Source organism: Geotalea uraniireducens Rf4 (assembly GCF_000016745.1).
In the GTDB taxonomy this organism is placed as follows: domain Bacteria; phylum Desulfobacterota; class Desulfuromonadia; order Geobacterales; family Geobacteraceae; genus Geotalea; species Geotalea uraniireducens.
In genome coordinates this window covers 4,362,355-4,388,480 of the sequence record NC_009483.1, presented here as the reverse complement: position 1 = coordinate 4,388,480, position 26,126 = coordinate 4,362,355, and the positions used below count along the sequence as shown (strand labels likewise).

22 protein-coding genes are annotated in these 26,126 nt (G+C 53.6%); 18 read left to right on the top strand and 4 right to left on the bottom strand.

Annotation, left to right across the window (positions count from 1 at the left end; translation table 11 throughout):
• Nucleotides 1-337: 337 nt before the first annotated feature.
• Nucleotides 338-2,383 carry a sensor domain-containing diguanylate cyclase gene (locus tag GURA_RS19070; RefSeq protein ID WP_011940549.1) on the top strand — a complete coding sequence of 682 codons (2,046 nt, stop codon included), beginning with the start codon at nt 338-340 and terminating at the stop codon, nt 2,381-2,383.
• Nucleotides 2,384-2,458: 75 nt separating this feature from the next.
• Here GURA_RS19070 and GURA_RS19065 read toward each other — a convergent pair whose 3' ends face one another.
• Complete coding sequence (locus tag GURA_RS19065) at nt 2,459-3,421, bottom strand: response regulator (protein ID WP_041246150.1); 963 nt, start codon at nt 3,419-3,421, stop codon at nt 2,459-2,461.
• Nucleotides 3,422-3,624: 203 nt separating this feature from the next.
• Here GURA_RS19065 and GURA_RS19060 point away from each other — a divergent pair, with 203 nt between their 5' ends.
• From GURA_RS19060 to GURA_RS19030, 7 genes are all read left to right on the top strand, one after another.
• Nucleotides 3,625-4,593: a polyprenyl synthetase family protein gene (locus GURA_RS19060; RefSeq protein ID WP_011940547.1), complete on the top strand. Its 969-nt coding sequence runs from the start codon at nt 3,625-3,627 to the stop codon at nt 4,591-4,593.
• Between the two features lie 147 nt (nt 4,594-4,740).
• On the top strand, nt 4,741-5,001 hold the full coding sequence (locus GURA_RS19055; protein ID WP_041245556.1) for a hypothetical protein: 261 nt from the start codon (nt 4,741-4,743) through the stop codon (nt 4,999-5,001).
• A 96-nt stretch (nt 5,002-5,097) separates the two neighbouring features.
• Nucleotides 5,098-6,201: a two-component system sensor histidine kinase NtrB gene (locus tag GURA_RS19050; RefSeq protein ID WP_011940545.1), complete on the top strand. Its 1,104-nt coding sequence runs from the start codon at nt 5,098-5,100 to the stop codon at nt 6,199-6,201.
• A 69-nt stretch (nt 6,202-6,270) separates the two neighbouring features.
• Nucleotides 6,271-7,635, top strand: coding sequence for a sigma-54-dependent transcriptional regulator (locus GURA_RS19045; RefSeq protein ID WP_011940544.1), 1,365 nt, complete (start codon nt 6,271-6,273; stop codon nt 7,633-7,635).
• A complete protein-coding gene (locus tag GURA_RS19040) occupies nt 7,632-8,144 on the top strand; it encodes a TlpA disulfide reductase family protein (protein WP_011940543.1) in 513 nt (170 codons plus the stop codon). The genes GURA_RS19045 and GURA_RS19040 overlap by 4 nt, the downstream gene beginning before the upstream one ends.
• Before the next feature lie 21 nt (nt 8,145-8,165).
• Entirely contained in the window at nt 8,166-8,894 is a 729-nt protein-coding gene (locus tag GURA_RS19035) for a cytochrome c biogenesis CcdA family protein (RefSeq protein WP_041245555.1), read from the top strand.
• A gap of 31 nt (nt 8,895-8,925) precedes the next feature.
• The gene (locus GURA_RS19030) at nt 8,926-9,318 is read left to right on the top strand and encodes a VOC family protein (RefSeq protein WP_198134573.1); all 393 of its coding nucleotides are present in this window, start codon (nt 8,926-8,928) and stop codon (nt 9,316-9,318) included.
• A 139-nt stretch (nt 9,319-9,457) separates the two neighbouring features.
• Here the strand turns inward: GURA_RS19030 and GURA_RS19025 are convergent, their stop codons facing one another.
• The 3 genes from GURA_RS19025 to lptF are packed head-to-tail and all read right to left on the bottom strand — an operon-like array spanning nt 9,458 to nt 12,692.
• Nucleotides 9,458-10,387 carry an IPT/TIG domain-containing protein gene (locus GURA_RS19025; protein WP_011940540.1) on the bottom strand — a complete coding sequence of 310 codons (930 nt, stop codon included), beginning with the start codon at nt 10,385-10,387 and terminating at the stop codon, nt 9,458-9,460.
• A gap of 59 nt (nt 10,388-10,446) precedes the next feature.
• Complete coding sequence (gene lptG / locus GURA_RS19020; RefSeq protein WP_011940539.1) at nt 10,447-11,526, bottom strand: LPS export ABC transporter permease LptG; 1,080 nt, start codon at nt 11,524-11,526, stop codon at nt 10,447-10,449.
• On the bottom strand, nt 11,523-12,692 hold the full coding sequence (gene lptF, locus GURA_RS19015; RefSeq protein ID WP_011940538.1) for an LPS export ABC transporter permease LptF: 1,170 nt from the start codon (nt 12,690-12,692) through the stop codon (nt 11,523-11,525). Before lptF ends, lptG begins: the two co-directional genes overlap by 4 nt.
• A 214-nt stretch (nt 12,693-12,906) precedes the next feature.
• Between lptF and rpsB the strand changes: the two genes are divergently transcribed.
• The 10 genes from rpsB to GURA_RS18965 all read left to right on the top strand — a co-directional run bounded on the left by rpsB (nt 12,907) and on the right by GURA_RS18965 (nt 26,114).
• Nucleotides 12,907-13,677 (top strand): 30S ribosomal protein S2, encoded by a 771-nt coding sequence (rpsB, locus tag GURA_RS19010; protein ID WP_011940537.1) that lies wholly within the window; start codon nt 12,907-12,909, stop codon nt 13,675-13,677.
• Nucleotides 13,678-13,788: 111 nt separating this feature from the next.
• Nucleotides 13,789-14,439, top strand: a complete 651-nt coding sequence (gene tsf, locus GURA_RS19005) for a translation elongation factor Ts (RefSeq protein WP_011940536.1) — start codon at nt 13,789-13,791, stop codon at nt 14,437-14,439.
• A 105-nt stretch (nt 14,440-14,544) separates the two neighbouring features.
• The gene (gene pyrH, locus GURA_RS19000) at nt 14,545-15,264 is read left to right on the top strand and encodes a UMP kinase (protein WP_011940535.1); all 720 of its coding nucleotides are present in this window, start codon (nt 14,545-14,547) and stop codon (nt 15,262-15,264) included.
• A 1-nt stretch (nt 15,265) separates the two neighbouring features.
• Nucleotides 15,266-15,823 (top strand): ribosome recycling factor, encoded by a 558-nt coding sequence (gene frr, locus GURA_RS18995; RefSeq protein WP_011940534.1) that lies wholly within the window; start codon nt 15,266-15,268, stop codon nt 15,821-15,823.
• A 197-nt stretch (nt 15,824-16,020) separates the two neighbouring features.
• On the top strand, nt 16,021-16,791 hold the full coding sequence (locus GURA_RS18990) for an isoprenyl transferase (protein ID WP_011940533.1): 771 nt from the start codon (nt 16,021-16,023) through the stop codon (nt 16,789-16,791).
• A 43-nt stretch (nt 16,792-16,834) separates the two neighbouring features.
• A complete protein-coding gene (locus GURA_RS18985; protein ID WP_041246149.1) occupies nt 16,835-17,626 on the top strand; it encodes a phosphatidate cytidylyltransferase in 792 nt (263 codons plus the stop codon).
• Between the two features lie 75 nt (nt 17,627-17,701).
• On the top strand, nt 17,702-18,862 hold the full coding sequence (locus GURA_RS18980; protein ID WP_011940531.1) for a 1-deoxy-D-xylulose-5-phosphate reductoisomerase: 1,161 nt from the start codon (nt 17,702-17,704) through the stop codon (nt 18,860-18,862).
• 51 nt (nt 18,863-18,913) lie between these two features.
• Complete coding sequence (gene rseP / locus GURA_RS18975) at nt 18,914-19,981, top strand: RIP metalloprotease RseP (RefSeq protein WP_011940530.1); 1,068 nt, start codon at nt 18,914-18,916, stop codon at nt 19,979-19,981.
• A 16-nt stretch (nt 19,982-19,997) separates the two neighbouring features.
• Entirely contained in the window at nt 19,998-20,684 is a 687-nt protein-coding gene (tsaB, locus tag GURA_RS18970) for a tRNA (adenosine(37)-N6)-threonylcarbamoyltransferase complex dimerization subunit type 1 TsaB (protein WP_011940529.1), read from the top strand.
• 354 nt (nt 20,685-21,038) lie between these two features.
• Entirely contained in the window at nt 21,039-26,114 is a 5,076-nt protein-coding gene (locus tag GURA_RS18965; protein ID WP_011940528.1) for a CxxxxCH/CxxCH domain c-type cytochrome, read from the top strand.
• Nucleotides 26,115-26,126: the final 12 nt, after the last annotated feature.

Sequence of the window (26,126 nt, the reverse complement as noted above, 5' to 3'; positions counted from 1 at the left end):
ATATTTCTGTGTGTATAGATTAACTTATGTACATTGTTCATGGTTGGTGCTGCCATAAGCTTTACCGGTCAATAGAACCGATATGCCGGATATTCGTAGTAATAAATACATTAACATAGATATTATTTCTAAGCAATAAATAATTACTCAGAGATATTAATAGGCTGGCCTGGATGCGGTAATAGGCATGGTTGGCCGGGCTGCGGTGTATAGATATCTGCTCTATCCGGGGAAATCAAGTAGTGCCGGAAGTGGTGTTAAACGGGTTAATCTGTGCCGTGCTCATTTTGATGTGATCAGGCAGTTGTTTCTGTATGCATACAGGAGACACATTGCAATGGAAAAGAACTCCATGAAAACCCAGCCTGTGGAGCTGTTGGCGGCGCTCAAAAGCTATCTGTTTCTTGCTCCTTACAATCTTACACTCTATTACAGGGAAAACGGGGCCGTGGACTCCTTTGGAGATGGTTTTAAGTCCTGCGGTGCAATAATTCAGGACCAATTAAGCAATGATATGTGTCATCATTTCTTTGAAAAAAATATCAAAGCTGATTTGAAAACCAAGAAAACGACCGTTTACCGATATAGTGGGGGGTTTCTCAGTTTTGTTGTGCCATTCGATATCAGTGATACTTCGTTTTGCCTGATCGGGAATGGGGTGAGGGATAAATCGATTGATCTCTGGCAGCTGGAAACCCTGGCCAGGGGAGAGAAAGTTGATGGCTTTTCACTGCTGAACCAGTTGGAAAAGCTACCCGTTACAACCGTTCAGGAGATGGAAGAGGTTGCTGAGCAAATTCAGAAGATGTTGCCGTCACTTCAGGTGGACAGGTTCTATAAATCACTTTTCGACAAAACCATGCGGCAGCTGTCGACAATTGTCGGAATCCTGGAGCAGTTGGATAAGGTTGCGACAATTGAAGAAACTATTTCCCTCTCCAGCGAAATGCTGGGGTTTCTTTTCAATTTTCCCAAGATTGCCATTGCATTACGCGATGAGGACGGCAAGGCATTTTCAATGGCGGGGACATGGGGCCTGCCTGAGAAATTGGGGAGTATCCCCGAGGAAAATATTGCAGTATTGGTTTCTCCGGATAAAGTCAAAAAAACGGTTAGGTTTGGTAAGGAGTTAAGGGGTTTATTCCCCGGATTGAAAGCTGATCGCGTAACTTGTTTTCCCTTGGAATCAGAGGGACAGCTGTTTGGGGTTATTGCCCTTTTCGACAGTGAGCTGCAGACTGTTGATCTTTTGCTTATAGAACTCGTTGCTTCTAAGGTTGCTGCCAAGCTGATGCAGCTAAAAAGGGAGGCGGAGCATCTTCAGGTGAGTTTGTTGACGAACAAACTGATGTCGCTGACCAATATTCTCCTTTTTGCAGAAAGTAAGGAAGAGCTTTACAAGATCATACTGGAAATAGCCGCAGACCTGCTCAGTGCTTGTCAAGGGTCGATCATGCTGATCGACAAAAAAGGAGAAAATCTCCATATTGTTTTCAGTATGGGAATGAGTCTGCAAGTTGCTCAATGCATGACCGTCAAGGTCGGGAAAGGGATAGCCGGTAAGGTGGCTAAAACCGGGACACCGCTTCTGGTAAATGATGTGGAAAAAGATAGCAGGGTCGGTATGAAAAACCGCCCACGCTTCAAATCCAAATCTCTGATATGCATACCGTTGAAACTAAAGGATAAGATCATCGGCGTCTTGAACCTTTCCGATAAGGAAAACCTCGGCGCGTTTACCGAGGCTGATATGAACCTCTTGACATCTTTTGCAAACCTCGCTTCTTTGATGATTGAGCGCACACTCGTGCTGGAACAATCTTCCATGTTCGAGAAGCTTTCGGTAACTGATCCGCTGACAGGGCTTTATAACCGACGCTTCCTGAAAAATCGCCTTGAGGAAGAATTGAATCGCAGTGTCCGCCACGGACTCAACCTGACGTTCCTGTTTATAGATCTCGATTATTTCAAGATTTACAATGACTTTTGCGGCCATCTTGCCGGGGATGAGGCTCTGAAGAAGACAGCGGATATCATCAAGGCGTCACTACGCGACATGGATATCGTTGCCCGCTATGGTGGTGAGGAGTTCTGCGCCATTCTGCCCGGTACCTCAAAGAAGGAGTCAATAGTGGTTGCCGAACGGATAAGGGTGGGGATTGAAAAGGAGATATTTCCGGAAGAAGAAAGTCTCCCCCTTGGTAAATTGACAGCGAGTCTGGGTATCGCTTCTTTTCCGGAAGACGGCCATACTTTTACTTCCCTTGTTCATGCGGCCGATGTTGCTCTTTATGAGGCAAAGGCTAACGGACGTAACCAGATAATCGCGGCTTATCCTTCAATGCCGAACGACTCAAAAAGCGGCCTTCACAACAATCAATAAGCTTGGGTTTACTCAATCAGCGTAAGTTCCTTTTTTCCTCAACCTTCTTGATGGGCCGTTTTATGGGAATAGGAGTCATTGCCCTTTTTTCTTCAGCCGGTAGAATGTGCCGGCGTTATCGAGGGCAATTGCTGCAAAATTGGCAAGAGTTGTGATGAATTCGACTTCAGTGTCTGTAAACATCTTTCCCCCGCTGCGTCCGGATATGTTTACTACCCCTACGACCCGATCCTTAACAAGAAGCGGGACCGAAAGGATGCCGGGGGTGCTGAAAAGGTCGCCGCATACGTCTTCTTCCAAAAGACGAAGGGTGAGGGTGGCGGGAATGTCTGATTCAATGCACAAGGGTTTGTTGTTGGCTGCCACCAGTCCCGATATCCCTTGGTCGTGCCGCAGGGTAAAAGCCTTCGCCAGGTGATGGTCAATGCCGACGCAGACTTTCATGGAGAAATTCGTTCCCCCCTTGTCCAGCAGCAAAAGATATCCCTTTTTTGCTTTCAGCTGCTCGACTGCGCTCTCGACAAGTTTCCGCAGGATATCTCCTATATCGGTTGTTGAGGCAATGATGGCGCAGACATTATTGAGAGTCTTCATCATGTCCAAAGTTTCCTGAAGCGCCCGATTCTTCTCGGAAAGGTCGTTGATGAGGCGCCGATTTTCCACGGTCAGCAACTGCTTCTCCAAGGTCCTTGCCACTACGTTAAAGAGAATTGCTTCGTCGTCTATGGGTTTTACAATGTAGTCATAGGCCCCCAGACGTAGTGCCTTTATGGCGGTAAAGCTGGACGCGTTACTGGAGATAATGACTACGTCCATTTCGGGTTTCATCTCTTTAACCAGTTTGAGCATGTTCAACCCGCTCATGCCTGGTAAAATAATATCTGTCAGCACCATGTTGAAATCATCGGTCTGAAATATCTTGATGGCCTCTTCGCCCGAAGAGGCACAACTGACCCGGTATCCTTTTTTTACAAGACGCCCGGAAAGCATCTTTTGGAATGAGGGTGAGTCATCCACTATCAGTATATGGGGCGACATATTTTCCAAAGGTTCGTCTCCTTGGGAGCATGGACAGTTATTGTAAATATTTTTGAATGGTAGTGTAAGAGCCGTCAAAAATCAATAGTAAATGAGCGTTTATTTAACCCGGGACGGCCTGAAAGGCTGTCGTTGCTAGAAAAGCGTTGACAACTCCTGAGTATTTCCTATAGTATTGGCCAAAATTCAGCAGAGGTTTGGTAATGGAAGCAGCGCTTGCCCTCATCGGGGAAGACCTGAAAAATGTCGAGTTACAGTTTAAAAAGGATCTTCAGTCGGACGTCCCGCTGATTCGCAAGGTTGGCGAATATGTGCTTTCGAGCGGCGGCAAGAGAATCCGTCCTGCGCTGTTGCTCCTTTCGGCAAAGCTGTGCGGCTATCATGGCGACAGGCATGTACCGTTGGCAAGCGTGATCGAGTTTATCCACACAGCTACCCTTCTGCATGATGATGTGGTGGACAATGCCAACCTTCGTCGAGGTTTAGCTTCCGCCAATACCTTGTGGGGGAATGAAGCGTCAGTTCTTGTGGGGGACTTCCTTTTTTCCAAATCATTCTCTCTGATGGTTGCAGACGGCGACCTCAATGTTCTGAAGGTTCTTTCCGGGGCTACCACGATAATTGCTGAAGGGGAAGTGCTGCAACTGGTCTGCACCAGCGATCTGGATGTAACTACCGAACGTTACATCGAGGTTGTGAAGTCCAAGACAGCCATACTCCTATCAGCCGCATGCCAGTCCGGGGCTATCCTTGGAAAGGCTTCCTCGGAGCGTGAAGTCGCCTTGCAGAATTTCGGCATGGAACTGGGAATAGCCTTCCAACTCGTGGATGATACGCTCGATTATGTTGCCAGTGAAGAGCAGTTCGGCAAGAGCATCGGCCATGACCTGGAAGAAGGAAAAATCACTCTGCCGCTGATCCATACACTGCAGCACTGTACTGCCGCTGAAAAAGAGAAGATTGCCGAAGTTGTCGATAAAGACGTTCTGGACGAAGATGATTTTGCGGCGGTTTTTGAGCTGGTTCACCAATATGGCGGCATTGACCATGCAGTAACGGTGGCAAAAGACTATGTCGCTCGTTGCAAGGCTTACCTGGATGTTTTCGAGGATTCCCCGGAAAAATACGCACTTGTTAATCTGGCTGATTACGTAGTGACTCGCGTTAAATAGCAGTTCCCATCCGTTAAAACACAACTGATTACTTCCCGTCTATCGCATGGTTAGCAGCAGTTGCTTCCCCCCGAATTTGGCATAAATAGTGCTTTCCAATAAAACAAAGGTCTTCAATAAGCAAGTATTTGCTGTAAGGGCAATGTCATGTTGGAAGAGATGCTGGTTCACAAATCGGAAATTGAACTTCATGGTGACAGTTATCAGATCATGATTTATTGCCGTGAAGATGGCCGACATTTCGCGCAGACCCATTTGAGTGAAAATGACATCATCATTAATGACGGTTTCTCCCTGGAAGAGGTCCTTGCAAAGCATGAAAAGCTTCTCCCCCTTGCCATAAACTCGCGTAAGATCCGGCAGGATTACCAGGGATTCCCCGGCAGAGTCAAGTCGAAACGCTCTTAACTATGCCGTCAATACACTGTTTTTTCTGCCCCCCCGACTTTTCCCCGCAACAAAATATCCTTGCATTCAGTTCCTGCATCGACTAATAGTGTCTCCATGAAACGTGCAAACATAGTTCGCTTGGTGGTGCCGGCCGTTTTCATACTGGGAATCAGCCTGCTGCATTATTTGACGCCACTGCATCTGCCGATGCTGCACGACATCTTTCAGCGGCTTTATTATTTACCGATAATTCTTGCTGCCTTCTGGTTCGGATTACGAGGCGGCCTCGTCTCTTCCATTGTTGTGAGTATCATGTATGCGCCGCACGTCCTTTTCCAATGGGGGGTACACCCTTCTCTGGAGCTTGAGAAATATCTTGAAATTCTGCTATACAACATCGTGGGTGGAGTCACCGGTCTCCTCTCCCAACGAGAGGTGGCGCGCAGGGAAGAGCTTCACAAGACCGCGAGAGGCCTTGAGGACTCTTACAAGAAGCTGCAGAGCCAGGCCGATCTCGTCATCGAGATCGAAGAGCAGCTGCGGCGGGCGGAAAGGCTGTCAGTCCTGGGAGAGCTTTCCGCAGTGCTGGCCCACGAAATAAGAAACCCGCTCGGCTCCATAAAGGGAACTGCCGAGATATTGAAAGACAGCTTTCGCCCGGGAGAATCGAACTACGAATTTCTGGAGATACTGCTGAAAGAAACCGATCGCCTCAACCGGGTGGTGGAGGATTTTCTCGGGCTGGCAAGACCGCTTCAGGTGGAGAGAGCAACTTGCGACATCATGGCTGAACTGAATGAGATCGTTACCCTGATAAGTACAGAGGCTGCGGCACGCGGCGTCTCGATAGAGTTGAATCCGGCGGAGCTTCCGGCTGTGCATGGAGACCGGGAAAAACTGCGCCAGGCCTTCCTTAACCTGCTGATGAACGGTTTACAGGCTACCGGCCGCGGGGGGAAGCTGACCGTCAGCGCCTCATGCCCCGGGCCTGCGGAAGAGAGCCCTGCCGTTGTCGAGCTTTCTTTTGCCGATACCGGCGAAGGCATTGAGCCTGACAGGCTTAACAGGATATTCGAGCCGTTTTTTACCACCAAGCCGGACGGAACCGGTCTTGGTCTTGCCATCACCCAGAAGATTGTCGAAAGTCACGGCGGCAGCATTCAGGTTGCCAGTGAAAAGGGGAAGGGGACGACCTTCACAGTAAGGCTGCCCGTGTGAAAGGCTGTTCGCGGTCTATGTTAAAACGTAGAACGTAGAACGTAGAATGGCATTGCTTGAGAGAGGACAATGGCTGCAAAAATACTTATCATTGATGATGACACTTCGCTGCGACGGGTTCTCGAGTACAACCTCCAGGAAGAGGGGTATGAAGTTGTTACCGCCGCTGACGGTGAGGCGGGGCTTGCACTGTTTGCCGAATGTTCTCCCGCTCTGGTCGTCACCGACCTGAAAATGCCGGGAATAAGCGGTTTTCAAGTACTTGCGACCATAAAGGAGCGCTCTCCCGCCACCCTGGTTATCGTAATTACCGCCTTTGGCGCGATCGATACGGCAATTGAGGCGATGAAGCTTGGCGCCTATGATTACATCACCAAACCGTTCAACCGTGATCAGCTCAAACTGGTGGTAAAGAAAGCATTGGAGCTGCAGGGATTGTCTGAAGAAAACCGGCTTTTAAAGGAGGAACTGACCGAGCGGGCCGAGTTCAGAAACATCATCGGTATTTCCCGGGGGATGGAGCGGGTCTTTGCCATCGTGCGTAAGGTTGCCGATACGGAAGCGACAGTATTAATAACCGGCGAGTCGGGCACCGGCAAAGAACTGGTGGCCAAGTCGATACATTCACTCAGTTCCCGCAGGGCTTCTCCCTTTGTGCCGATAAACTGTGCCGCCATTCCCAGAGACCTTCTTGAGAGCGAGCTGTTCGGTCATGTGAAAGGGGCATTTACCGGGGCGGTCAGGGATAAGGTCGGCAAGTTCCAGTCAGCCGATGGAGGAACCCTATTTCTCGATGAAGTGGGGGAGTTGCCGGTTGACCTCCAACCCAAGCTTTTGCGCGCCTTGCAGGAGAGAATTGTCGAGCCGGTGGGGGGAACCACTTCGCAGAAGCTGGATGTAAGGGTTGTGGCGGCCACCAACGTGGATCTGGAAGCAGCCATAACCGAAGGGCGCTTCCGCGAGGATCTCTATTATCGCCTCTCGGTTATTCCGATTCATCTGCCCGCTTTACGGGAAAGGGAGGATGATGTTCTGCTGCTGATCAAACATTTCACTGCCAAGCATGGTGGGGCAGGTGTCACCTTTGCCCCTCGGGCGCTGGAGGTAATGAAGCACTATCCCTGGCCGGGAAATGTGCGGGAGCTGGAAAATACCATTGAACGCCTGTTGATCATGCGCAACAGCGACAGTATCGATGTTGAGGATCTCCCGGCCAAGCTCCGCGGCGTTAAGAAGAGCCGCGAAATCGGTGTGATTAATCTTCCTGCCGAAGGATATTCCCTTGAACAACTGGAGCGGGAGATCGTTGTCGAGGCGCTTGAGAGAAGCGACTGGAACCAGACCGCCGCGGCCCGTTTTCTCCGTATTCCACGCCACACCCTTATCTACCGTATGGAAAAATACAATATTACGCCCCAGGAGCGGAAAAGATGAAAAAGATTATTTTTGCTGTGATGATTTTATTTAGTGTTGCGGTTATCGGTTGTTCCCGCCAGGAGGAGCCGGTCATAGAAGGGAAGGTGGCGCCCGATTTCACCTTGAAGGATTTAGCCGGCCGTCAGGTACGCCTTTCGGACTTCAGGGGGAAGGTTGTCTTCCTCAATTTCTGGGCGACCTGGTGTCCTCCCTGTCGTGAAGAAATCCCGTCCATGGTCAGACTGGATCGGATGATGGCCGGGAAACCTTTCCAAATGCTGGCCGTATCCATCGATGAGGGGGGTAAGGACGCTGTAAAGCGATTTTTCAAGAATTCGGGGGCGGCGTTGCCGGCACTCCTTGATACCGACCAGGCGATCAGTAAACGCTATGGAACTACCGGGGTACCGGAAACCTTTATATTGGACAAAAAGGGTGTTATAGTAAAAAAAGTTGTTGGCGGTATGGATTGGAGTGATCCGCAGGTGGTAGCTTTTTTCAATGAGATCATGAAGCCGCAGATGTAATAGGGAATAATGGGGGGAACCATGGAATCCACCAACATAACCGTTGTCGGAGCGTTCATCGCGGGCTTTCTCTCGTTCCTCTCACCATGCGTGCTCCCCCTTATTCCTTCCTATATCACCTATATAACCGGCCTTTCCTTCAGCGACCTGCAGATGGAGCATCCGTCTCACAAGGTCAGGCAGCAGACGATTATCCATTCGCTCCTTTTTATCGCTGGTTTTACCTTTGTCTTTGTTCTGCTCGGTGCTTCTGCAACCTTTATCGGCGGTTTCCTCCAGGCGCACATGACCGCGTTAAGAAGGGTGGGTGGTGTTCTCATCGTTGTTTTCGGTATCCATGTGTCGGGAATTTTCGATATCGGGGTTTTGCTTGGGGAGAAACGGCTGACCCTCCATCGTAAACCGGCCGGCTTTTTCGGCAGTTTTGTCGTCGGCGTGGCTTTTGCCGCCGGCTGGACTCCCTGCATCGGTCCGATACTCGCCTCGATCCTGATGGTGGCGGCTACCGAGAGTACCGTCTATCGGGGGATAGGGCTGCTGCTTGCTTATTCCATGGGGCTTGCCATCCCGTTCTTCTTGGCTTCATTGGCCATGCACCAGTTTCTTGTCCTGTTTACCCGTTTCAAAAAGTACATCCGCATCTTCGAGATCGTTACCGGGGTTTTCCTGATCATCGTCGGCATTCTTATTTTTACCAATTATCTTTCCATTTTCAGCCGATACACGACCATCTGGTTCGGCGGGGAGTGAGGGGCGCGTGGCGGGCGAAGCGCGAGTTTTCATGCAGCTGGCGGTCGCGGATCTGGGGGTCACCGAAGCCTTTTACGGGGGAATTCTGGATGTGTCCGTGGAGAGAGCGCTGACATCTCCCGGTGCGCCAGAGCACCTGGTCATGGAACAGGACGGTTGTGTCGTTATCTTTGTTGAGGAGTCGGCCGTGGTTCAGGCTCATCCAATTCTGGGGGATCGCTTCAACGTCTACCCGAAGGGGGTAGGATTGACCCTCCATTTTCGCGTGAATGACATTGAAGAGATAAGCGATGCTCTCGATGATGAGGGATTGGAAATCCTCTATCCGCTTGAGCGCAAGCCATACGGTACATTGGAGTTGTGGTGTTTCGACCCTGACGGCTACCTGGTGGTGCTGGAGCAGCCGGTTAAAAGCGGGCGGTAGGTGAAAAAAGCGGTCGGTAGTTGAAAAGCGGTCGGTAGTTGAAAAGCGGTCGGCGGTCGGCAGTCGGCAGTTAAAACCGCCGACCGCCGACCGCCGACTGCCGACTGCCGACCGCCGACCGCCGACCGCCGACCGCTTTTCACGGAGCATTCACCGTTACTACCGGGCTTTCCTCGCTGTTTGGATTTATCACCTGGAGACTAAAGCTTTTCGGGGTCGAGTCGTACGGGTGGCGTTGGTAAATGAGGCGGGTGCAGTCAATATAAACAATCTTTTCACGTTCGGTGGCGGGTGCTGTTCCACTGTTAAGATTTGCGCCATCCACCACGAGCGTCGATCCCTGCTGAAAGTTTTTCCCTTCGATAATCAGTTCATAGTAATTGACGAACTCTCCCCCCTGACTAACGCTTAGAATCTCCGGCTTGGAATTGATGAAAAGGGCAACCGCACCGGAAACTTCATCCGTAGGGTTTTTCACCTGCACTTGGTGGAGTCCGCTGAAGAGCTGGGATGGAGCGTTGAATGAAATGGATTCGCGCGAGAGAGTGCGGCTTTTGATCGCAGCTCCGTCCAGCAGGATCTGCGCCCCTTCCTGGAAATTCCGACCACTGACAACCACTTCGCGCTCCTTCCCGCTGGCACAATTGTATATCGTGTCGGGCGACAGTGACATCGCCACCGGCTTTTGCGCCTGTAGTATAAAGTTATACGGTTTGCTGGTAGCTCCATCTTCCCGCCTTAAAAAGAGAGCATAGAGTCCGGGGGGGAGATCGGGTATGTCGAAGGTAAGTATTTTGGGCCCTATCACTTTCGTCGGCATACCGACACCACCAAGAAACGCAGTGGTCTTGTCGGTAAATCCAGTGCCGCTGAGGGTTACGGTTACCCCCGGCTCACCCTGGGCAGGGATGATGCTCAGGATGTTGATGGGAGGGCTCTGCTCTTCCGGGGGGGCGGGCGTCTTTTGTGCAGCAGCCCGTTGGGCCACTTTTTTGCCCTTTGCCGCGAAGACCGGCTGGAAAGTCGCAAGTGTAATAACGATCAAAAAAACGATGAAACGGGATATCACGGTCGGACTCCTTTCAACGCTTAACTCCTTCGCCAATTAAACCACGGCATGGTCCCTTGTCAAATTTCCACCTTCATGCCAAACCATATGCCGATCATAATAAAAATGAGATTTGTCGCCCAGGCCGAAACAAGTGGCGGCAGCACACCGGCCTGGCCGAATGAGAGGATGACCGAATTGATGATGAAATAGGCAAAGCCGATACCGAGACTTGTGCCGATGCCGAGTGCGATGCCGCTTGAACGGCCGCCGCGCATGGCAAAGGGTATTCCGATGAAAGCCATGATCACCGGCGCAAAGGAAAGCGAGATCCTGGAGTGCATCTGGGCCAGAAACCTGGTTGGATCGTATCCCCCTTTCCTGAGCTTGTCGCAATAACTGATCAGTTCGCGTATTCCCATATTGTCGGAGAACTTTCCGACTACTTTCAGGTCTGCTGCCTTCAGATTCAGTTTAACCAGCAGCGCTGGAAATGACTTGGTACTTATTATGTTTCCCCCCGCCATTTCCCGGATGACCACATCCCTGAAAAGCCAGTCGTTGCCGCGAAGTTCTCCCTGAGTGGCTTCGATACGCTGTTGCGGCTCCATCTCCGTCCCCGTCTTCCAGAGTGTTATCCCCTTCAGGTTGCCGGTTGCCGGGTCGAAAAGTCTGGCTTTGAGGATATAATTCTCATCCTTGTGCCAGATATTTTGCTGACGGAAAAATGTGCTTGGACTCTTTTTGTCTATCAATACTTCTCGAATGTATTGCCCCTGGGTATTACATCTGGGCATGACAAATTCACTTACGAATAGAGTGGAGAGACTGACGGCAAAGGCGATGGCGAAGATCGGTGCAGTGATGCGAGCAAGGCTGAGCCCGCAGCCGCGCATGGCGGTGAGTTCGCTGTTCAGTGAGAGCATGCCGAGGGTCAGGAGTGTGGCCATCAGGACGGCCATTGACGCAGTCTGACAGATGATTTCAGGGACTCGAGTCAGAAAGAACAAGGCAATAAACTTCCATTCAGCATTGGCGCGGGCAAAACGGCCGATTTTTTCCAGGAAATCGACAACCAGGTAGATGGCAATAAAAGCTCCCAGGCAGAGGCCAAGCATCTTTGCATAGGCTGTGGCGATGTAGCGGCTGAATATTTTCACCGTTCGCCCCTCTTTGTCAATCTGCTGCGCAGCCAGCCGGCAATGCCTGTGAGAAAAGCATAGAGAGGGATTCTCTCCTCGGCAGCTGTTGTTTTGAACAGGTAGATGCCAAGGGATACAAAGAGCAGGTTGGGTGCCCAGACTGCCAGAAGTGGACTGAGGAGTTCTCTTTCTCCGAGGGCTTTCCCGGCGGAGAGGACAATGTAATAGGCGAGGAGCAGGCCAATGCTCATGGTAAAGCCGGCTGCTTTGCCGGATCGCTGGTTTTGTATGCCGAGCGGCATCCCCACGAGGGCAAAAATGAGGCAGGCAAAGGGGAGCGAGAAGCGACGGTGATATTCCAAGCGCATATCGCGCATCATTTTGGCGTCGAAGCGGCCCGAAGCGAGGTTGGCGCGGAGTTCCGCAAGCGACATGTCCAATTCGTTCTTGTTTACTGTCTGGGCCGCCTGGTTAAGGTTTATGTTCAGGTCGTAGTTGCGGAACTCGACCAGACGGTAGCCCGTCTTACCTTGGGTGCGATGGATGCTGCCGTTATCGAGGCGCAGTCTGATCGACTTTGTTGCGGGGTCGGAGTTGATTACGCCGCTCCGGGCATAGATGGTTGACGGCTCGAGCGGATCCCGTTCATCCTGGATAAGGATGCCGGACATGGTCTGCTTCTGCTGATTGTAGCGGTCTGTGTAAATGACCAAGCCGGGGAAGTCGTCGTTGAATATCTTTTCCTTTATCCCGAGAGAGGCGCGGGCTTCCACCACTTCGACCAGCAGTTTTTTGAAAGAGGTGTTTCCCCATGGAACGGCGTAAACGGTAATAAATGCGCCGGCCAGGTAGGCAATGAGCGCAAAACAGAAAACTGGCGGGAGCAGTCCGTAAAGGCTTACGCCGCTGGCTTTCATCGCGGTGATCTCGCTGTCGCCTGAAAGCCTGCCGAAGGCGAGAAGAATTGCCAGGAGAAACGCCATGGGTATGGTGACGAGAAGAAACGAGGGGAGCAGGTAGAAAACCATGCGCAGGACATCGGCAAGGGGCACCCCCTTTGTCACGACCATTTCGGCCAGTCTCAGGAGCCGTCCCATGAGCAGGACAAAGGTGAAGGTAGCCACTCCCAGCAAGAATGGCGGCGGTATTTCCTTGAAAATATAGAGATAGAGGGTTTTCTTCATGGCCTGGGGGCATGATACATGAGATGAGCGGCTAAGTAAAGGGCAGTGAAGGTGAGACGGTCGGCTGAGGGTAAAATTGCCTTGCCAATCGGTAGTTGTTGTGTTATATAAATTCGCTGTTTAAAATTCACACGCTTCTTTTCTCACCGGTGGTGTCCGTAGTGCGGATTCCGGGGAAGTCGGGGAAGCGGAGGAAAAACCAAAGGAGAGTACTATGTCGAACATCACCATGAAGGAACTGCTGGAAGCCGGTGTCCATTTCGGTCACCAAACCAAGAGATGGAACCCGAAGATGAAGCCGTATATCTTTGGAGCGCGGAACGGGATTTACATTATCGACCTGCAGAAAACGGTCAGGCTCTTCAAGGGCGCCTATAATTTCGTCGTTGATGCTGCCCAGTCCGGCGAGACCATGCTGTTTGTCGGAACCAAGAAGCAGGCACAGGATTCGGTTTCCGAAGAGGCACAGCGTTGCGGCATGTTCTATGTGAACGATCGTTGGCTGGGTGGCATGCTCACCAACTTCAGTACGGTCAAGCAGAGTATCGACAGGCTTAAACGTCTGGATGCCATGGTTGCGGACGGCACCATCGAGGCATATACCAAGAAAGAAGCGCTGCAAATGGAGAAGGACCGGCAGAAGCTGGAGAAAACTCTGGGCGGGATCAAGGGGATGAACAAGCTTCCCGGCGTCCTGTTCGTTATTGACCCGAAAAACGAGGAGATTGCCGTCAGCGAGGCAAAAAAACTGGGGATTCCGGTGGTGGCCATAGTCGATACGAACTGTGACCCGGACGACATCGATTACGTGATCCCCGGCAATGATGACGCAATCCGTGCCATCCGCCTGCTGACCAGCAAGGTAGCCGATGCCATGATCGAGGGTGGGCAGGCGCGCAATATCAAACTTCAGACGGACACAGAAGGAGCAGAATTTGCTGCTGAGGCCGAAGGGGTTGTCGAGGAAACGGCCGGCGAGGCGTAATGACTTCCGGCGGAGCCGTTTTCGGTCAGCCGTAACGATGGAGCACCTGGGAAGGGTAATAAAAATACAAAAAGACGGCCGCAAGGGTCGGTCGTTTTGTGGAGGATAAACGTGAGCATAACAGCAGCGCAAGTAAATGAACTGAGAAAGGCTACCGGCGCAGGCCTCATGGACTGCAAGAAGGCTCTGACGGAAACCGGTGGCGACCATGAGCAGGCTGTCGACTATCTGCGCAAGAAAGGTCTGGCTGCCGCTTCCAAGAAGTCCGGCCGGGTTGCAACCGAAGGTCTGGTCGGCTCTTATATCCACGCGGGCGGAAAGATCGGCGTTCTGGTCGAGGTAAACTGCGAGACCGACTTCGTCGCCAAGAATGAAAATTTCCAGGCCTTTGTCAAGGATATCGCCATGCATATCGCAGCGGCCTCGCCTCTTTATGTACGTCGCGAAGAGGTTGATCCTGACGTGCTTGAGCGGGAGAAAGCAATCTACCGGGCAAAAGCCAAGGAAAGCGGCAAGCCGGACAACATTGTGGAAAAAATTATCGAAGGGCAGGTTAACAAGTTTTATGCCGATATCTGCCTCCTTGAACAACCCTTTGTCAAGGATTCTGATAAGACGGTGCAGACCTACCTGAATGAAACTATCGCCGCTATCGGCGAGAACATCAGCATCCGCCGTTTTGCCAAGTTTACCCTCGGCGAGGGATTGGCCAAAAAAGAGAGCGACTTTGCGGCAGAAGTCGCAGCCGCTGCCGGCGTGTAACGGACTAAAGCGAGCCGGCCATGATAAATGGTCGGCTTTTTTTTTCGTCGTATGTAACGGGCATTACATGCACAAGCAACAAAACATTTATAAGGTGGAGAAAAAATGGGCGAGCTGCGCTATAAAAGGGTGCTGTTAAAACTTTCCGGTGAAGCGCTCGCCGGCGAGCAGGGTTACGGAATTGATCCACAGACCATCACAACCATAGCGAATGAAGTAAAAGAAGTCGTTGAGTGCGGCGTACAATTGTCTCTGGTCATCGGTGGCGGCAACATCTTCCGCGGGCTGGCGGCATCATCCAAGGGGATGGACCGGGCCAGCGCCGACTACATGGGGATGCTGGCAACCATGATAAATGCCTTGGCCATGCAGGATGCCCTGGAAAAAATCGGCGTGGATACCCGGGTTCAATCGGCCATTGCCATGCAGGAGGTGGCTGAACCCTATATCCGCCGTCGTGCGATCAGGCATCTGGAAAAAGGGCGGGTCGTCATCTTCGGCGCGGGCACCGGCAATCCATATTTCACCACCGACACGGCTGCAAGCCTCAGGGCAATGGAAGTCGGAGCAGAGGTGATCTTGAAGGGGACCAAGGTGGATGGGGTCTATACAGCCGATCCCAAGAAAGACCAGAATGCCACCAAGTTTACCGAACTGACCTACATCGATGTCCTCAAAAAAGGGTTGCAGGTTATGGACGCGACCGCCATATCGCTCTGCATGGATAATAGTCTCCCCATTATCGTCTTTGATGTCACCACCGACGGAAATGTGAAAAAAGTGGTGTACGGTGAGCCAATCGGCACCATCGTGAAAGGAGCGTAACATGACGAAAGACGTCATAAACAACATGAGCACCCATATGGACAAGACCATCGACGCACTGCGCAAGGAGTACCAGAGGGTCCGTACCGGCCGGGCAAGCACTGGGCTTTTGGATGAAATCAAGGTCGATTTTTATGGGACCCCTTCACCGATCAATCAGGTAGCGACCCTTGCCGTCCCCGAACCGCGCACCATAACCTTGCAGCCGTGGGATGCAAAGATGATCCCGGTCATCGAAAAGGCCATCATGAACGCAAATCTGGGGCTTACCCCCGCCAATGACGGCAAGGTTATTCGGCTCAATATCCCCCCCCTTACCGAGGAACGGCGTAAAGATATCGTCAAGCAGCTCAAGAAGCTGGCTGAAGATGCAAAGGTCGCAGTCAGGAATATTCGCCGCGACGCCATCGATGAGTTGAAAAAGCAGGAAAAGGATAAAAAAATCTCGGAAGATGACCTGAAGCGCGCTGAAAAAGAGGTTCAGGATGTGACCAACAGTCATGTCGCAAAAATTGACGAAGTCTTTGTTCACAAGGAAAAAGAGGTTATGGAAGTTTGATGTATTAATTGCCGGCGGGGGGGTACTTGGCGTATCCCCCCTGCTTATTTTTTGCTTGCGAAGTCTGCATTTTTAAGGTTATATAATCTGCCCCTTCAATCAGGGGATTTTTTGTTTTCAGGGGTGGCGACCTGCCGGAATTTCTTCTGCTCTGATCCGGCAGGCAGGAACTATCACGTGGCTGTCTTAGGGTCCATATGCACAAATTAACGAAAGAGAATCTTCCACGTCATCTGGCCGTAATTATGGACGGTAACGGCCGGTGGGCGAAGCAGCGGATGTTGAGGCGGATCGTCGGCCACCAGAAGGGAGTGGAGACTGTCCGGCTGATCGTAGAAGAATGTTCCCGGTTAGGCATAAGTTACCTCACCCTGTTTGCCTTTTCTGCGGAAAACTGGCTGCGACCCAAAACTGAAGTGAAGGCGCTTATGGCGCTTCTGAAGAAATATATCAGATCGGAAATCGCGCGGATGATGCACAACAACATCCGATTCAATGTCATCGGCGACCGCGGAGAGTTGCCGGTGGATATCAATCGGGTGATTGACGATGCAATTGCACAAACAGCAGGCAACAGCGGCATGCTCCTGACCTTGGCCCTTTCCTACGGAGCACGCCAGGAAATCGTCCATGCTGCCCGGCAGATCGCGATTGATGCGGCGTCAGGAAAAATTGCCATAGATGACATCAACGAAGGGCTTTTTTCCGATTACCTTTATACCACGCGGATTCCTGAACCCGATTTTCTCATCAGAACCAGTGGCGAAATGCGGATAAGTAACTTTCTGCTTTGGCAGCTAGCCTATACGGAGCTCTATTTTACCGATGTGAACTGGCCCGATTTCGACAAAAATGAACTTGCCAAGGCATTCCGCGACTACCAGTCCAGAGAGCGCAGATTTGGCAAGACCAGCGATCAGGTGCAGGTAGGCGGGACGGCTGTCGGTGATATCACCCGCCATCGTTGAACCGATAACTCATAACACCATCACCTGTAACCAGGAGTTACCTATCAAACGATTAGCAACGGCGATAATTGCCTTACCCCTCCTCATTTTGTTCTTTCTCAAGGCAAGTCATGCATTTTTTACTGCATTTATACTATTTCTGATCTTCCTCGGACTTTGCGAATTCTATCGGATGGCCCTGCCGGAGCGTAGACTGGAAGGGTGGATTGCCGCCGTAGCCGGCACATTCCTGCCGCTGGCATATGTTGCTCCGCTGCAGTTCATCATGCCGTTAGGTCTTACCTCCTTGGTGATCTGTTTTTCCCTGCTTTTTCTCTTCAGAATCAAGGATGTCCGGCGGGCGGCAGGTGAGATTGCGTTGATCTTCATGGGCTTTTTGTATGTTCCGCTGCTCTTGGGCCATCTTATTCTTCTGCACGATCGCCCCGCCGGTGTGCAGTGGATTTTTCTCATGATGGTGATCGTCATGGCGGGAGACAGTGCGGCCTATTACGTTGGCTCCAGCCTGGGGAGGACGAAACTCTATCCGATCGTCAGTCCCAACAAGAGCGTCGAAGGGGCGCTCGGCGGACTGGTCGGGAGTGTTGTCGGTGCGCTGATTGCCAAGTTCACCTTTTTCCCGATGCTGACGGTGGCGGACTGCGTGGCGACGGCGCTTCTGCTCGGTGTGCTGGGCCAGCTCGGCGATCTTTTCGAATCGCTTCTGAAGCGGAGTTGCGGAGTCAAGGATTCCGGTACCATTGTCCCCGGGCACGGCGGAATTCTTGACCGTCTTGACAGTATACTCTTTGCCGCTCCAGCGGCGTTTTACTATGCCTATTTCTTTTTTAAGTGAAAAACGAGCAGTGATGGTGGGTCGCGAGAGCCATGAAGGCCCTTTTGTTCACCCTAACGCTCCTGGAGGGGTATCATGAAAAAGCTTGCCATACTTGGTTCCACCGGTTCCATAGGGGTCAGCACCCTGGATATCGTTGCGGCCCATCCCGACAAATTTCAGGTAGTTGCGCTTACTGCCGGGGGGAACCTGGATCTGCTGAAAAAGCAGATTGAGGAGTTTTCTCCGCAACTGGTGGCGGTCCTGAATGAGGAGCTTGCGCAAAAGTTGCAGCAGATGCTGTCGGGGAAGGGGCCTGCGATTCTCCATGGCGTGGAAGGTATGATCGCTGCCGCAACCGCCGCAGATGCCGACATGGTGGTCGCGGCGATTGTCGGCGCCGCCGGTCTGGTGCCGACCGCTGCCGCTATCAAGGCGGGGAAGGACATCGCCCTGGCCAATAAAGAGACCCTGGTCACCGCCGGCCGCCTGATCATGGATATGGTCAAGGCCCATGGGGTAAAGCTTTATCCCGTGGACAGCGAGCACAGTGCGGTTTTCCAGTCGCTTCAGGGGCACCGGATGGAGGATGTGAAGCAGATCATCCTCACCGCTTCAGGCGGGCCGTTTTTCACCTGGCCTGCTGAGAAGCTGGCGCAGGTCACGGTAAGCGATGCGCTCAACCATCCCAACTGGAGCATGGGGCAGAAAATCACCATTGATTCGGCCTCGATGATGAATAAAGGGCTGGAGGTCATCGAAGCGCGGTGGCTGTTCGATATTCCGGCAGAGAAAATCGCGGTTAATATTCATCCCCAAAGCATCATCCATTCCATGGTAGAATATATCGATGGCTGTGTCATGGCTCAACTGGGAATTCCCGACATGAAGGCTCCCATTGCCTACGCCCTGACTTATCCCGGCCGGGTGCCGACCGGCGTGAAGCCGCTCGATTTGACCGCGCTTTCGGGACTTACGTTCTTCAACCCCGACTACAGCCGTTTCCCTGCACTGAAACTGGCCTACCGGGCGCTCGAAGATGGCGAGAGCATGCCGACGGTCATGAATGCCGCCAATGAGGTTGCCGTCGGTGCGTTCCTGAACGGGAGAATTAAATTTACCGCCATTGCCGAGGCTATTGAGAAAACCATGGATTTCCACCAACCCCATCTGCTCAACACCATCGAGGAAGTGCTCTTAGTGGACCGGTGGGGAAGGGAAAAATGCAAAGAACTTCTGGGGATTGACAAGCAGTAAGCCGCTTCTTACTTCTTACTGCTTGCCGTTCACCGTCTAAAGAGGAGTCGTATGCTGAGCATAATATCCGCAATCATAGCCCTCGGGGCGCTCATTTTCATTCATGAACTGGGACATTTTATCTTTGCCAAATTGTTCGGGGTGGGGGTCGAGAAGTTTTCACTCGGTTTCGGTCCAAAGATTGTCGGTAAAAAGGTCGGCGAGACGGAATATCTTCTCTCCGCATTTCCACTTGGCGGCTATGTGAAGATGGTCGGAGAAGGTGATGGCGCTGATCTGTCGGACGCGGACAAGAGCCGTTCCTTTGCGGAAAAGCCCCCTCTGAAGCGGATTGTCATCGTTGCTGCCGGACCGGTCTTTAATCTATTCTTTGCCTGGTTCATCTTCATCGTGGTTTATATGGTCGGGGTCCCTGCGGCTACTACCAAAATCGGCGAGGTCGTCAAGGATAAACCCGCCGCCCGCGCCGGTCTCATGGCCAAAGACGTGGTGACTGCCATTAACGGCAAAGCGGTCAATCGCTGGGAAGAGCTTGCTAAAAACATTGCCGAAGGGAAAGGGCAACCGGTTGAGTTGCAGGTCAACCGCGGTACCGCCACCCTTGTCTTCCGCGTGGTGCCGGAGAGCAGGACAGTTAAAAACCTCCTTGGTGATACCGTTACTTCCCCGGTTCTGGGTGTCGTCTCTGCCGGCGAGGTGGTTATCGACCGCTTCGGCCCTTTGGATGCCCTTGTTAAAGGGAGCGGCCAAACCTGGAACGTCATCAGGATAACGGTACTTTCGCTGGTGAAACTTGTGGAACGGGCCATTCCCCTGGACACCATCGGCGGGCCCATTATGATCGTCAAGATGGCCGGACAACAGGCTTCAGAAGGTGGTGTCAGCTTTCTCGCTTTTGTGGCACTGCTTTCCATCAACCTGGGAGTATTGAATCTCCTGCCGGTGCCCATTCTTGACGGCGGGCATCTCTTCTTCTATTTTTGGGAGCTTGTTTTCAGAAGGCCGGTCAGTCCGAAGGCTCGGGAGATTGCCCAGCAGGTCGGCCTCGTGCTCCTTATAAGCCTGATGATCCTGGCCTTTTACAATGATATCGCCCGCTATTTAATCGGCCAACACTGAAAAAAGAGATGATCCCTTGAAACTCCTCACCATCGACACCTCCACCAATACCTGCAGCGTCGCTCTGACCCTGGGCGAACGGTTAGCCGGTGAGTATCTTGTCGATCTGGACAGAACGCTCACCAATCGCCTGCTGTCCTGCGTGGATATGCTCCTGACCGACGCAGGGTTGACTGTGGCCGATCTGGACGCCTTAGGCGTCGCACTTGGGCCCGGCTCGTTTACCGGCGTCAGGGTCGGCGTTGCGACCGTCAAGGGGCTGGCGTTGGCTGCCGCCAAGCCGGTGGCCGGTTTTTCTTCCCTGGCTATGCTGGCTATGAATCTCCCCTGGAGCTCCTGCCCGGTATGTGCCATGTTCGATGCGAGAAAAAAAGAGGTTTATGCGGGGCTTTATTCCTGCCGCACCCTTCCCGAGCCGCTTGACAAGGATGCCGTACTCCCGCCGAGCGAATTGCTGTATAAAATAAACGACCCTACCATATTCATCGGCGAAGGGGCGGTAAAGTACCGCGACCTTATCACAGCGTCCCTGGGAGACAAGGCGCTGTTTGCCCCATGGAGTCTCAACCAGCCGAGAGCCTCCGCCGGCGCTCTGCTTGCGGCAGAGGCCTTGGCCAAAGGGGAAACAATACCTCTTGCCGACCTCAATCCCGCCTATATCAGACCATCTGAGGCGGAACTGGCAAAGCTCGCATCTCGGTAATCCCCCCAAACGCCGGCTCTCTTCGGTGACCCGTCCAACTAACTTCATAAATGGTTTTAATATTGCATCTATTACCGTGTAAGACTGCGATATGTAAACGATGCACGCATTTCCAGGCGGTTATTTCACGCACAGGGAAATTGACTCCGCTAAATCCTGCTTTATGCCGCGTTTGTGGATGCCATTTTCAGGGCAAAAACCTAAATATTTATGTTTAATGAAAACTGTAACATCGTGATATTTGTTAATTAGTTATAAATAATATTAAATTTTATATATATTTGTGGGCCTATATCTGACGACATTTGCAGAACCGTAAATGGTCCGGGCAGAGAGGCTTATAGTGGGGGGCGCATGATCGACAATAAGCTGAGGCGGATATGTAACCGCATACTGATGTTGCTGCTGGCGATGACGGTTATGGGTAGCGTGGCGGAGGCGTCGATTTCCTGTTACGATTGCCACGGGAGTAAGAAAACCGCCGATTTCCGGCCGCTGGAAGATAGTTACCGGAATATTACGACCGGCGGCTTCCAGGGAAAGCACCGCACCCACCTCCCTGCGTATGCCGGGCCGGCAAACTGCGCCATTTGCCATCCGGGAAGCGAAAGCTACAACTCCTCCCATCGTGACGGACTGATCAAGCTTTCCAGCAATATCAATAATTCCCCCGTTAATGCGGTATATAAAAACCGCACCTCATCATTTGGCAACTGGACCACCCCTTTTCCCCAAACGCCTAATCCGACCCTCGGCAGCTGTGCCAATGTCAATTGTCACTTTGAAAAGAGCACTCCGGAATGGGGAAACCAGCTACTAGAAGCTCCGTCCGGTTGCAATGCCTGCCACGGTTTGCCGCCTGACGACGGAAGCCATCCCTCCCAGAGCGGGTCGGGTAAAAAACATGGCGACTATTACCGCGTAGACGAGAACAGCTGCGGCAAATGCCATCCCGTGCACACCTCATTTTCCCACGCCACCAGCGCAGGCCGCCGAGCGCTGGCCGTGCAGTTTCTGACCTCCCCCAACAGCGGCGGCTCGTACTCCGGCAATGTGGATTATCCCATTTACCTGCCGTCGCAAAGCACGGGACGAACAGGCGGCTGCAACAATATTTACTGCCATTCGAACGGTAACCCTGCCGGCCGGGTGAACACCTTTGCCGCTCCGACCTGGGGCGGGTCGCTCGATTGTACCGGTTGCCACGGCGGGAACAGCGATACCGTGACCATGAGTCCCCGCCATGACAGGCACGCCAAGGATTACCAATACGTCTGCGACAAGTGCCACAACTCGACCGCCACCGGTTCAGCGATGATCACAGACCGTCAAAAGCATGTCAATGGGGAGAAGGATGTCTCCTTTAAGGATGGCGGCAGCTACACCGCAGGCTCAAAACAGTGCACGAGCACCTACTGCCATTCGAACGCCCTTGGCCGTCCGGGCTTCAAGACGCCGTCCTGGAGCGATCAGGGTCCCTACAAATGCTTTTACTGCCATCGAGGGTTGACGGTCGATTCGACCTATGACAATTGCACCGAGATCGGTGGCGCCTGGAACGGAGATAACGGTGTCTGCACACCGTTCGTGAACATCTCCACCAACGCACATGCCAAACATGTCGGACCCCAATGGATCAGGAAGTATCCGTGCAGTTACTGCCATTATCAGACGGTGACTGCGGCCGGCGCCATCAAGGCCCTGACCATACATGCCGACGGGACCAAGCAGGTGGCGGTCGATCCCCAGTGGAACATTGCCGGTCGCCCTGCACCATCCTACGACCCGGCCACCCGTAGCTGCAGCAACGTCTATTGCCACTCGGACGGCACAGTGAACCCGCTCGATGCGGAAGTGAAGCAGCCGAGCTGGCCCAATAAGGGATGGTCGCGCTGCAACGCCTGTCACGGTCACCCGATTACCGGAACGTGCAACGCGAACGGCTGCCATGACGGCGCCAGCCACGACGGCAAGTTCTGGCCGGTCTTCACCAGCTGGTCCACCGGCACCGAATGGCGGGCGGCGATGCCGATCTTCCATAACGAGGGTGCAGGGGAGCCACGCGCCAACTCTCATCCGCGCCATACCGGCACCTCGTTCACCTGCGGCAACTGCCATGCAGCAACTGTTATCAACGGCGACTGCAAAACCTGTCACGCCGGGGGACTGCCGACCGGGAACATGGGGGAAACGGCTCACATCAATCCCGCCTACCACGTGAACAAAACGCGGGACGTCATATTCAACGCCGGCGGCTCGTACCGCCCGACCAACAAGACCTGCTCCAACACCCGCTGTCATACCGGCGCCACTGATCCCCAGTGGGGGGCGTCGGTCAATTCGAGCATTATCTGTCTCAATTGTCACGGCACTGCCGGGCCTGACCTGGACACCTTTGCCGGTTTCGACAACGGGACCATGGCGAGGATCAACCTCGGTCAGTGGGTGTCTACCGGCCATGGCCGCTATTCGACGGCCGGGCGTTATCCGGGGTCGAACAACCCGGCCGCCAACTTCCCGAGCAATCCCTGCTGGTACTGTCACGACAATACGGTTATCCATGGAGAGGGGTCGAATCCGTTCCGGCTCAAGAGGCACACGCAGTACGAGCAGCGCTTCGAGAAAGAATGCGTATACTGCCATATGGAGCATAAGGACTATGAGTGCATACAATGTCATGTGGGGCAACTTGAGAGCCTGGCGCCCCAGGCGACTATAGGCGGGATCGTTGTGAAACTGCGCTCCGGCGGTACCCGGACCGACTGGACCAGCCACGGTTATCTCGATTCCTGCACCACGTCCGGCTGCCATGACTCGGATGACGGGGTTTTCGCGCCATCGGGGGGGCATAAGGGGCACTCAACAGGTGCCGGTAGCTGGAATACCACCCATAAGGCCGACATCAAGAGCCAGTACGTCATGATGGGCGTTTGTCTGCAGTGCCACGACGACGACTCCGGCGGACAGTGCATCTTCTGCCACACGGCGCCGTCGGACAACCCCGGTAAATATTCCCTTGGCTTCGACCCAGGCACGGGCTTCATCAAGCCGAAAAAGGCGCGGGCCTCGGCCGCCCACTTCGGCAAGAAGCATTACGGTGCCTTCATCAACTCGGGAGGGTGGGCGAAGGATGCAAACGGCAAGTTTCTGGGGACGTGGAAGGGGGGGAAATTCTGCTGGGACTGTCATGACCCCCACGGCGACGACAACATCTATATGATTCAGAGCCAGGTGGCGACCACTACGGACGGGAAATACGGCGTACCCCAGGCGCGGGCGGCCGTCTCCTTCACCCAGAAGACAAAGGGTAGCGACTATGCAGGTGCCTCCAACAAGATCTGCAATGTCTGTCACGGCCCGGATTCCAAGCATTATCTGAGCAACTTCAGCGACGGCCACAACGCGACCAAGATATGCACCAGCTGTCACATGCACCGTTTTGCCGATGCCCATGCCGACTCTCAGAGTTGCAACACCTGCCACACCAACGCCAAGCCGGTGCCCAAGCACGTGGCCTTCGGTCTGCCGGTCATCTGCGTCAAGTGTCACGCCGGCTCCATTGGTGCTAGGGCCGACGTGGTCGGGCAGTTCAACAGCAACTCGCACCACGTCCAGAACCCTGGTGTGGCGCTTACCGGGCGGCAGTGTTACGCCTGCCACTGGGAAGCGACCTCGTTCGGAACGATCGACACGAACCGTCACGAGGGATTCGATTTCAGGACCTACTCGGGGGTAAAAGACGCCAAGGTCGACCTGGTGGTCTGGCGGCCGGGAGAAAGACCGACTTTCTACAGCAGCACTTCGGCGGTCCAGTTTCTCGCCAACCGGGTCACCACGGCGAACGAGCGGACAGAAGTGGCGAAACTGACCAACCACTGCCTCTCCTGTCACTCCGATCAGAACAACGACACGACCCCGTTCGGTGATTGCAAGACCCCGCGTCAGTATGCCTGGGACGGCCAGTCGATCGCTGCCCGCTACGCCCAGATGGGAACGACCACCTGGGGGAAGGTGAATTCCGGTACCTATCCCAATGCCAACAAAAAGGACACTGTCGTCAAGGCGTTCTCGGCACACGGCAACGCAGCCGCCAACCAGGGGGGGTGGAACGCTGCCGACGGTTACGACGCAGCGCCGCCGAACACGAGGGGCGCGGGGGGAAACATCCAGTGCTACGACTGCCACAATTCCCATGGCTCGAAAGTCAACGGCACCACCTCCAGCTATGTGACATTCAATAATACGCGTAACGGCGCCAACCTCAAGGAAACCCAGAACGGCAAGGGTGGATACGGCGCCACCTATATGGCCCAGGGGAACGTTTCCGGCAAGAACCTGTACGCTGCAGGCGCCGGCCAGTGCTTCGACTGTCACGAGAACCAGAACGCCTCGTCGACCAGGCCGTGGGGATACCAGTCGACCTACAGCGCCAGCCAGGCGGTCATGGGGTACGACGACAGCCCGCGCTTCGGCGGGGGGACCAAAGGGCGTTACACCCGTTTCCCGTTCCGCAAGACAACGGTCGCCGGGACCCACTTCTCCGCTTCGAGCATGCTCAACTACTCGAGTCACGAGCGGATCAACGGACTCTGCACGCCATGCCATGACCCGCACGGGGTATCTCCGACCCTTGGCGAACAGATGCCTTATGCCGTGCCGCTCCTCAAGGGAAGTTGGATGACCAACCCCTACAAGGAAGATGCACCTCCACCCAGCGCCAACGGCGGTATCGCCTCCCCCCCCTACCGATGGGGCGGATACTTCGGCGCCGGGGCTGGATCAACGCAGCTTGGCTGGGACAACCGAAAGCCGACCGTACCCGTGCTGCTCGGCTGGAACACGGACCGGAACACCTTCAACACGAACCGGATCGCGGAAAGCGACAAGCAGTTTGCCGGCTTGTGTCTGCGCTGTCACCAGCAGCGGAAGCTGACCGACGGGGTGAACAAGAACACCGACTGGAAATCGCGCGACCGGATGCACGAATCGGTCAAGGGTTGGGGGGCGAATACGGAACACTCGTTTACCTGTTCAAAGTGTCACCAGCCCCACTCATCTGCCCTGCCGCGGCTCATGGTGACCAACTGTCTCGACTACCAGCACCGGGGGCGGGTCGCCTCCGGCGGCAAGGTTTCTGCGGCCGACATCCTTTCCGGGAGCCGCGCCGACTGGACTGGCGGCCATTGGGGCTACCCGATCGGCGGGATCATCAACAGCAAAATCTTCACCAGCGATCCGGCCTATATGGCTGACCGATACAAGTACGAGGCATACACCCAGTGTCATCTGCGGCGCGCCGACATCACCATTTCGCCGACGTACGTGAATGGCATCCAGCCGGCGATTCCCAACCAGTGGCCGCAAGAGAACATGTGGAACAACGTGACCCCGTGGCCGAGCCTTGCGCCGCCGCGCAGCTACAGCGAGTGACGGAGAAAAGAG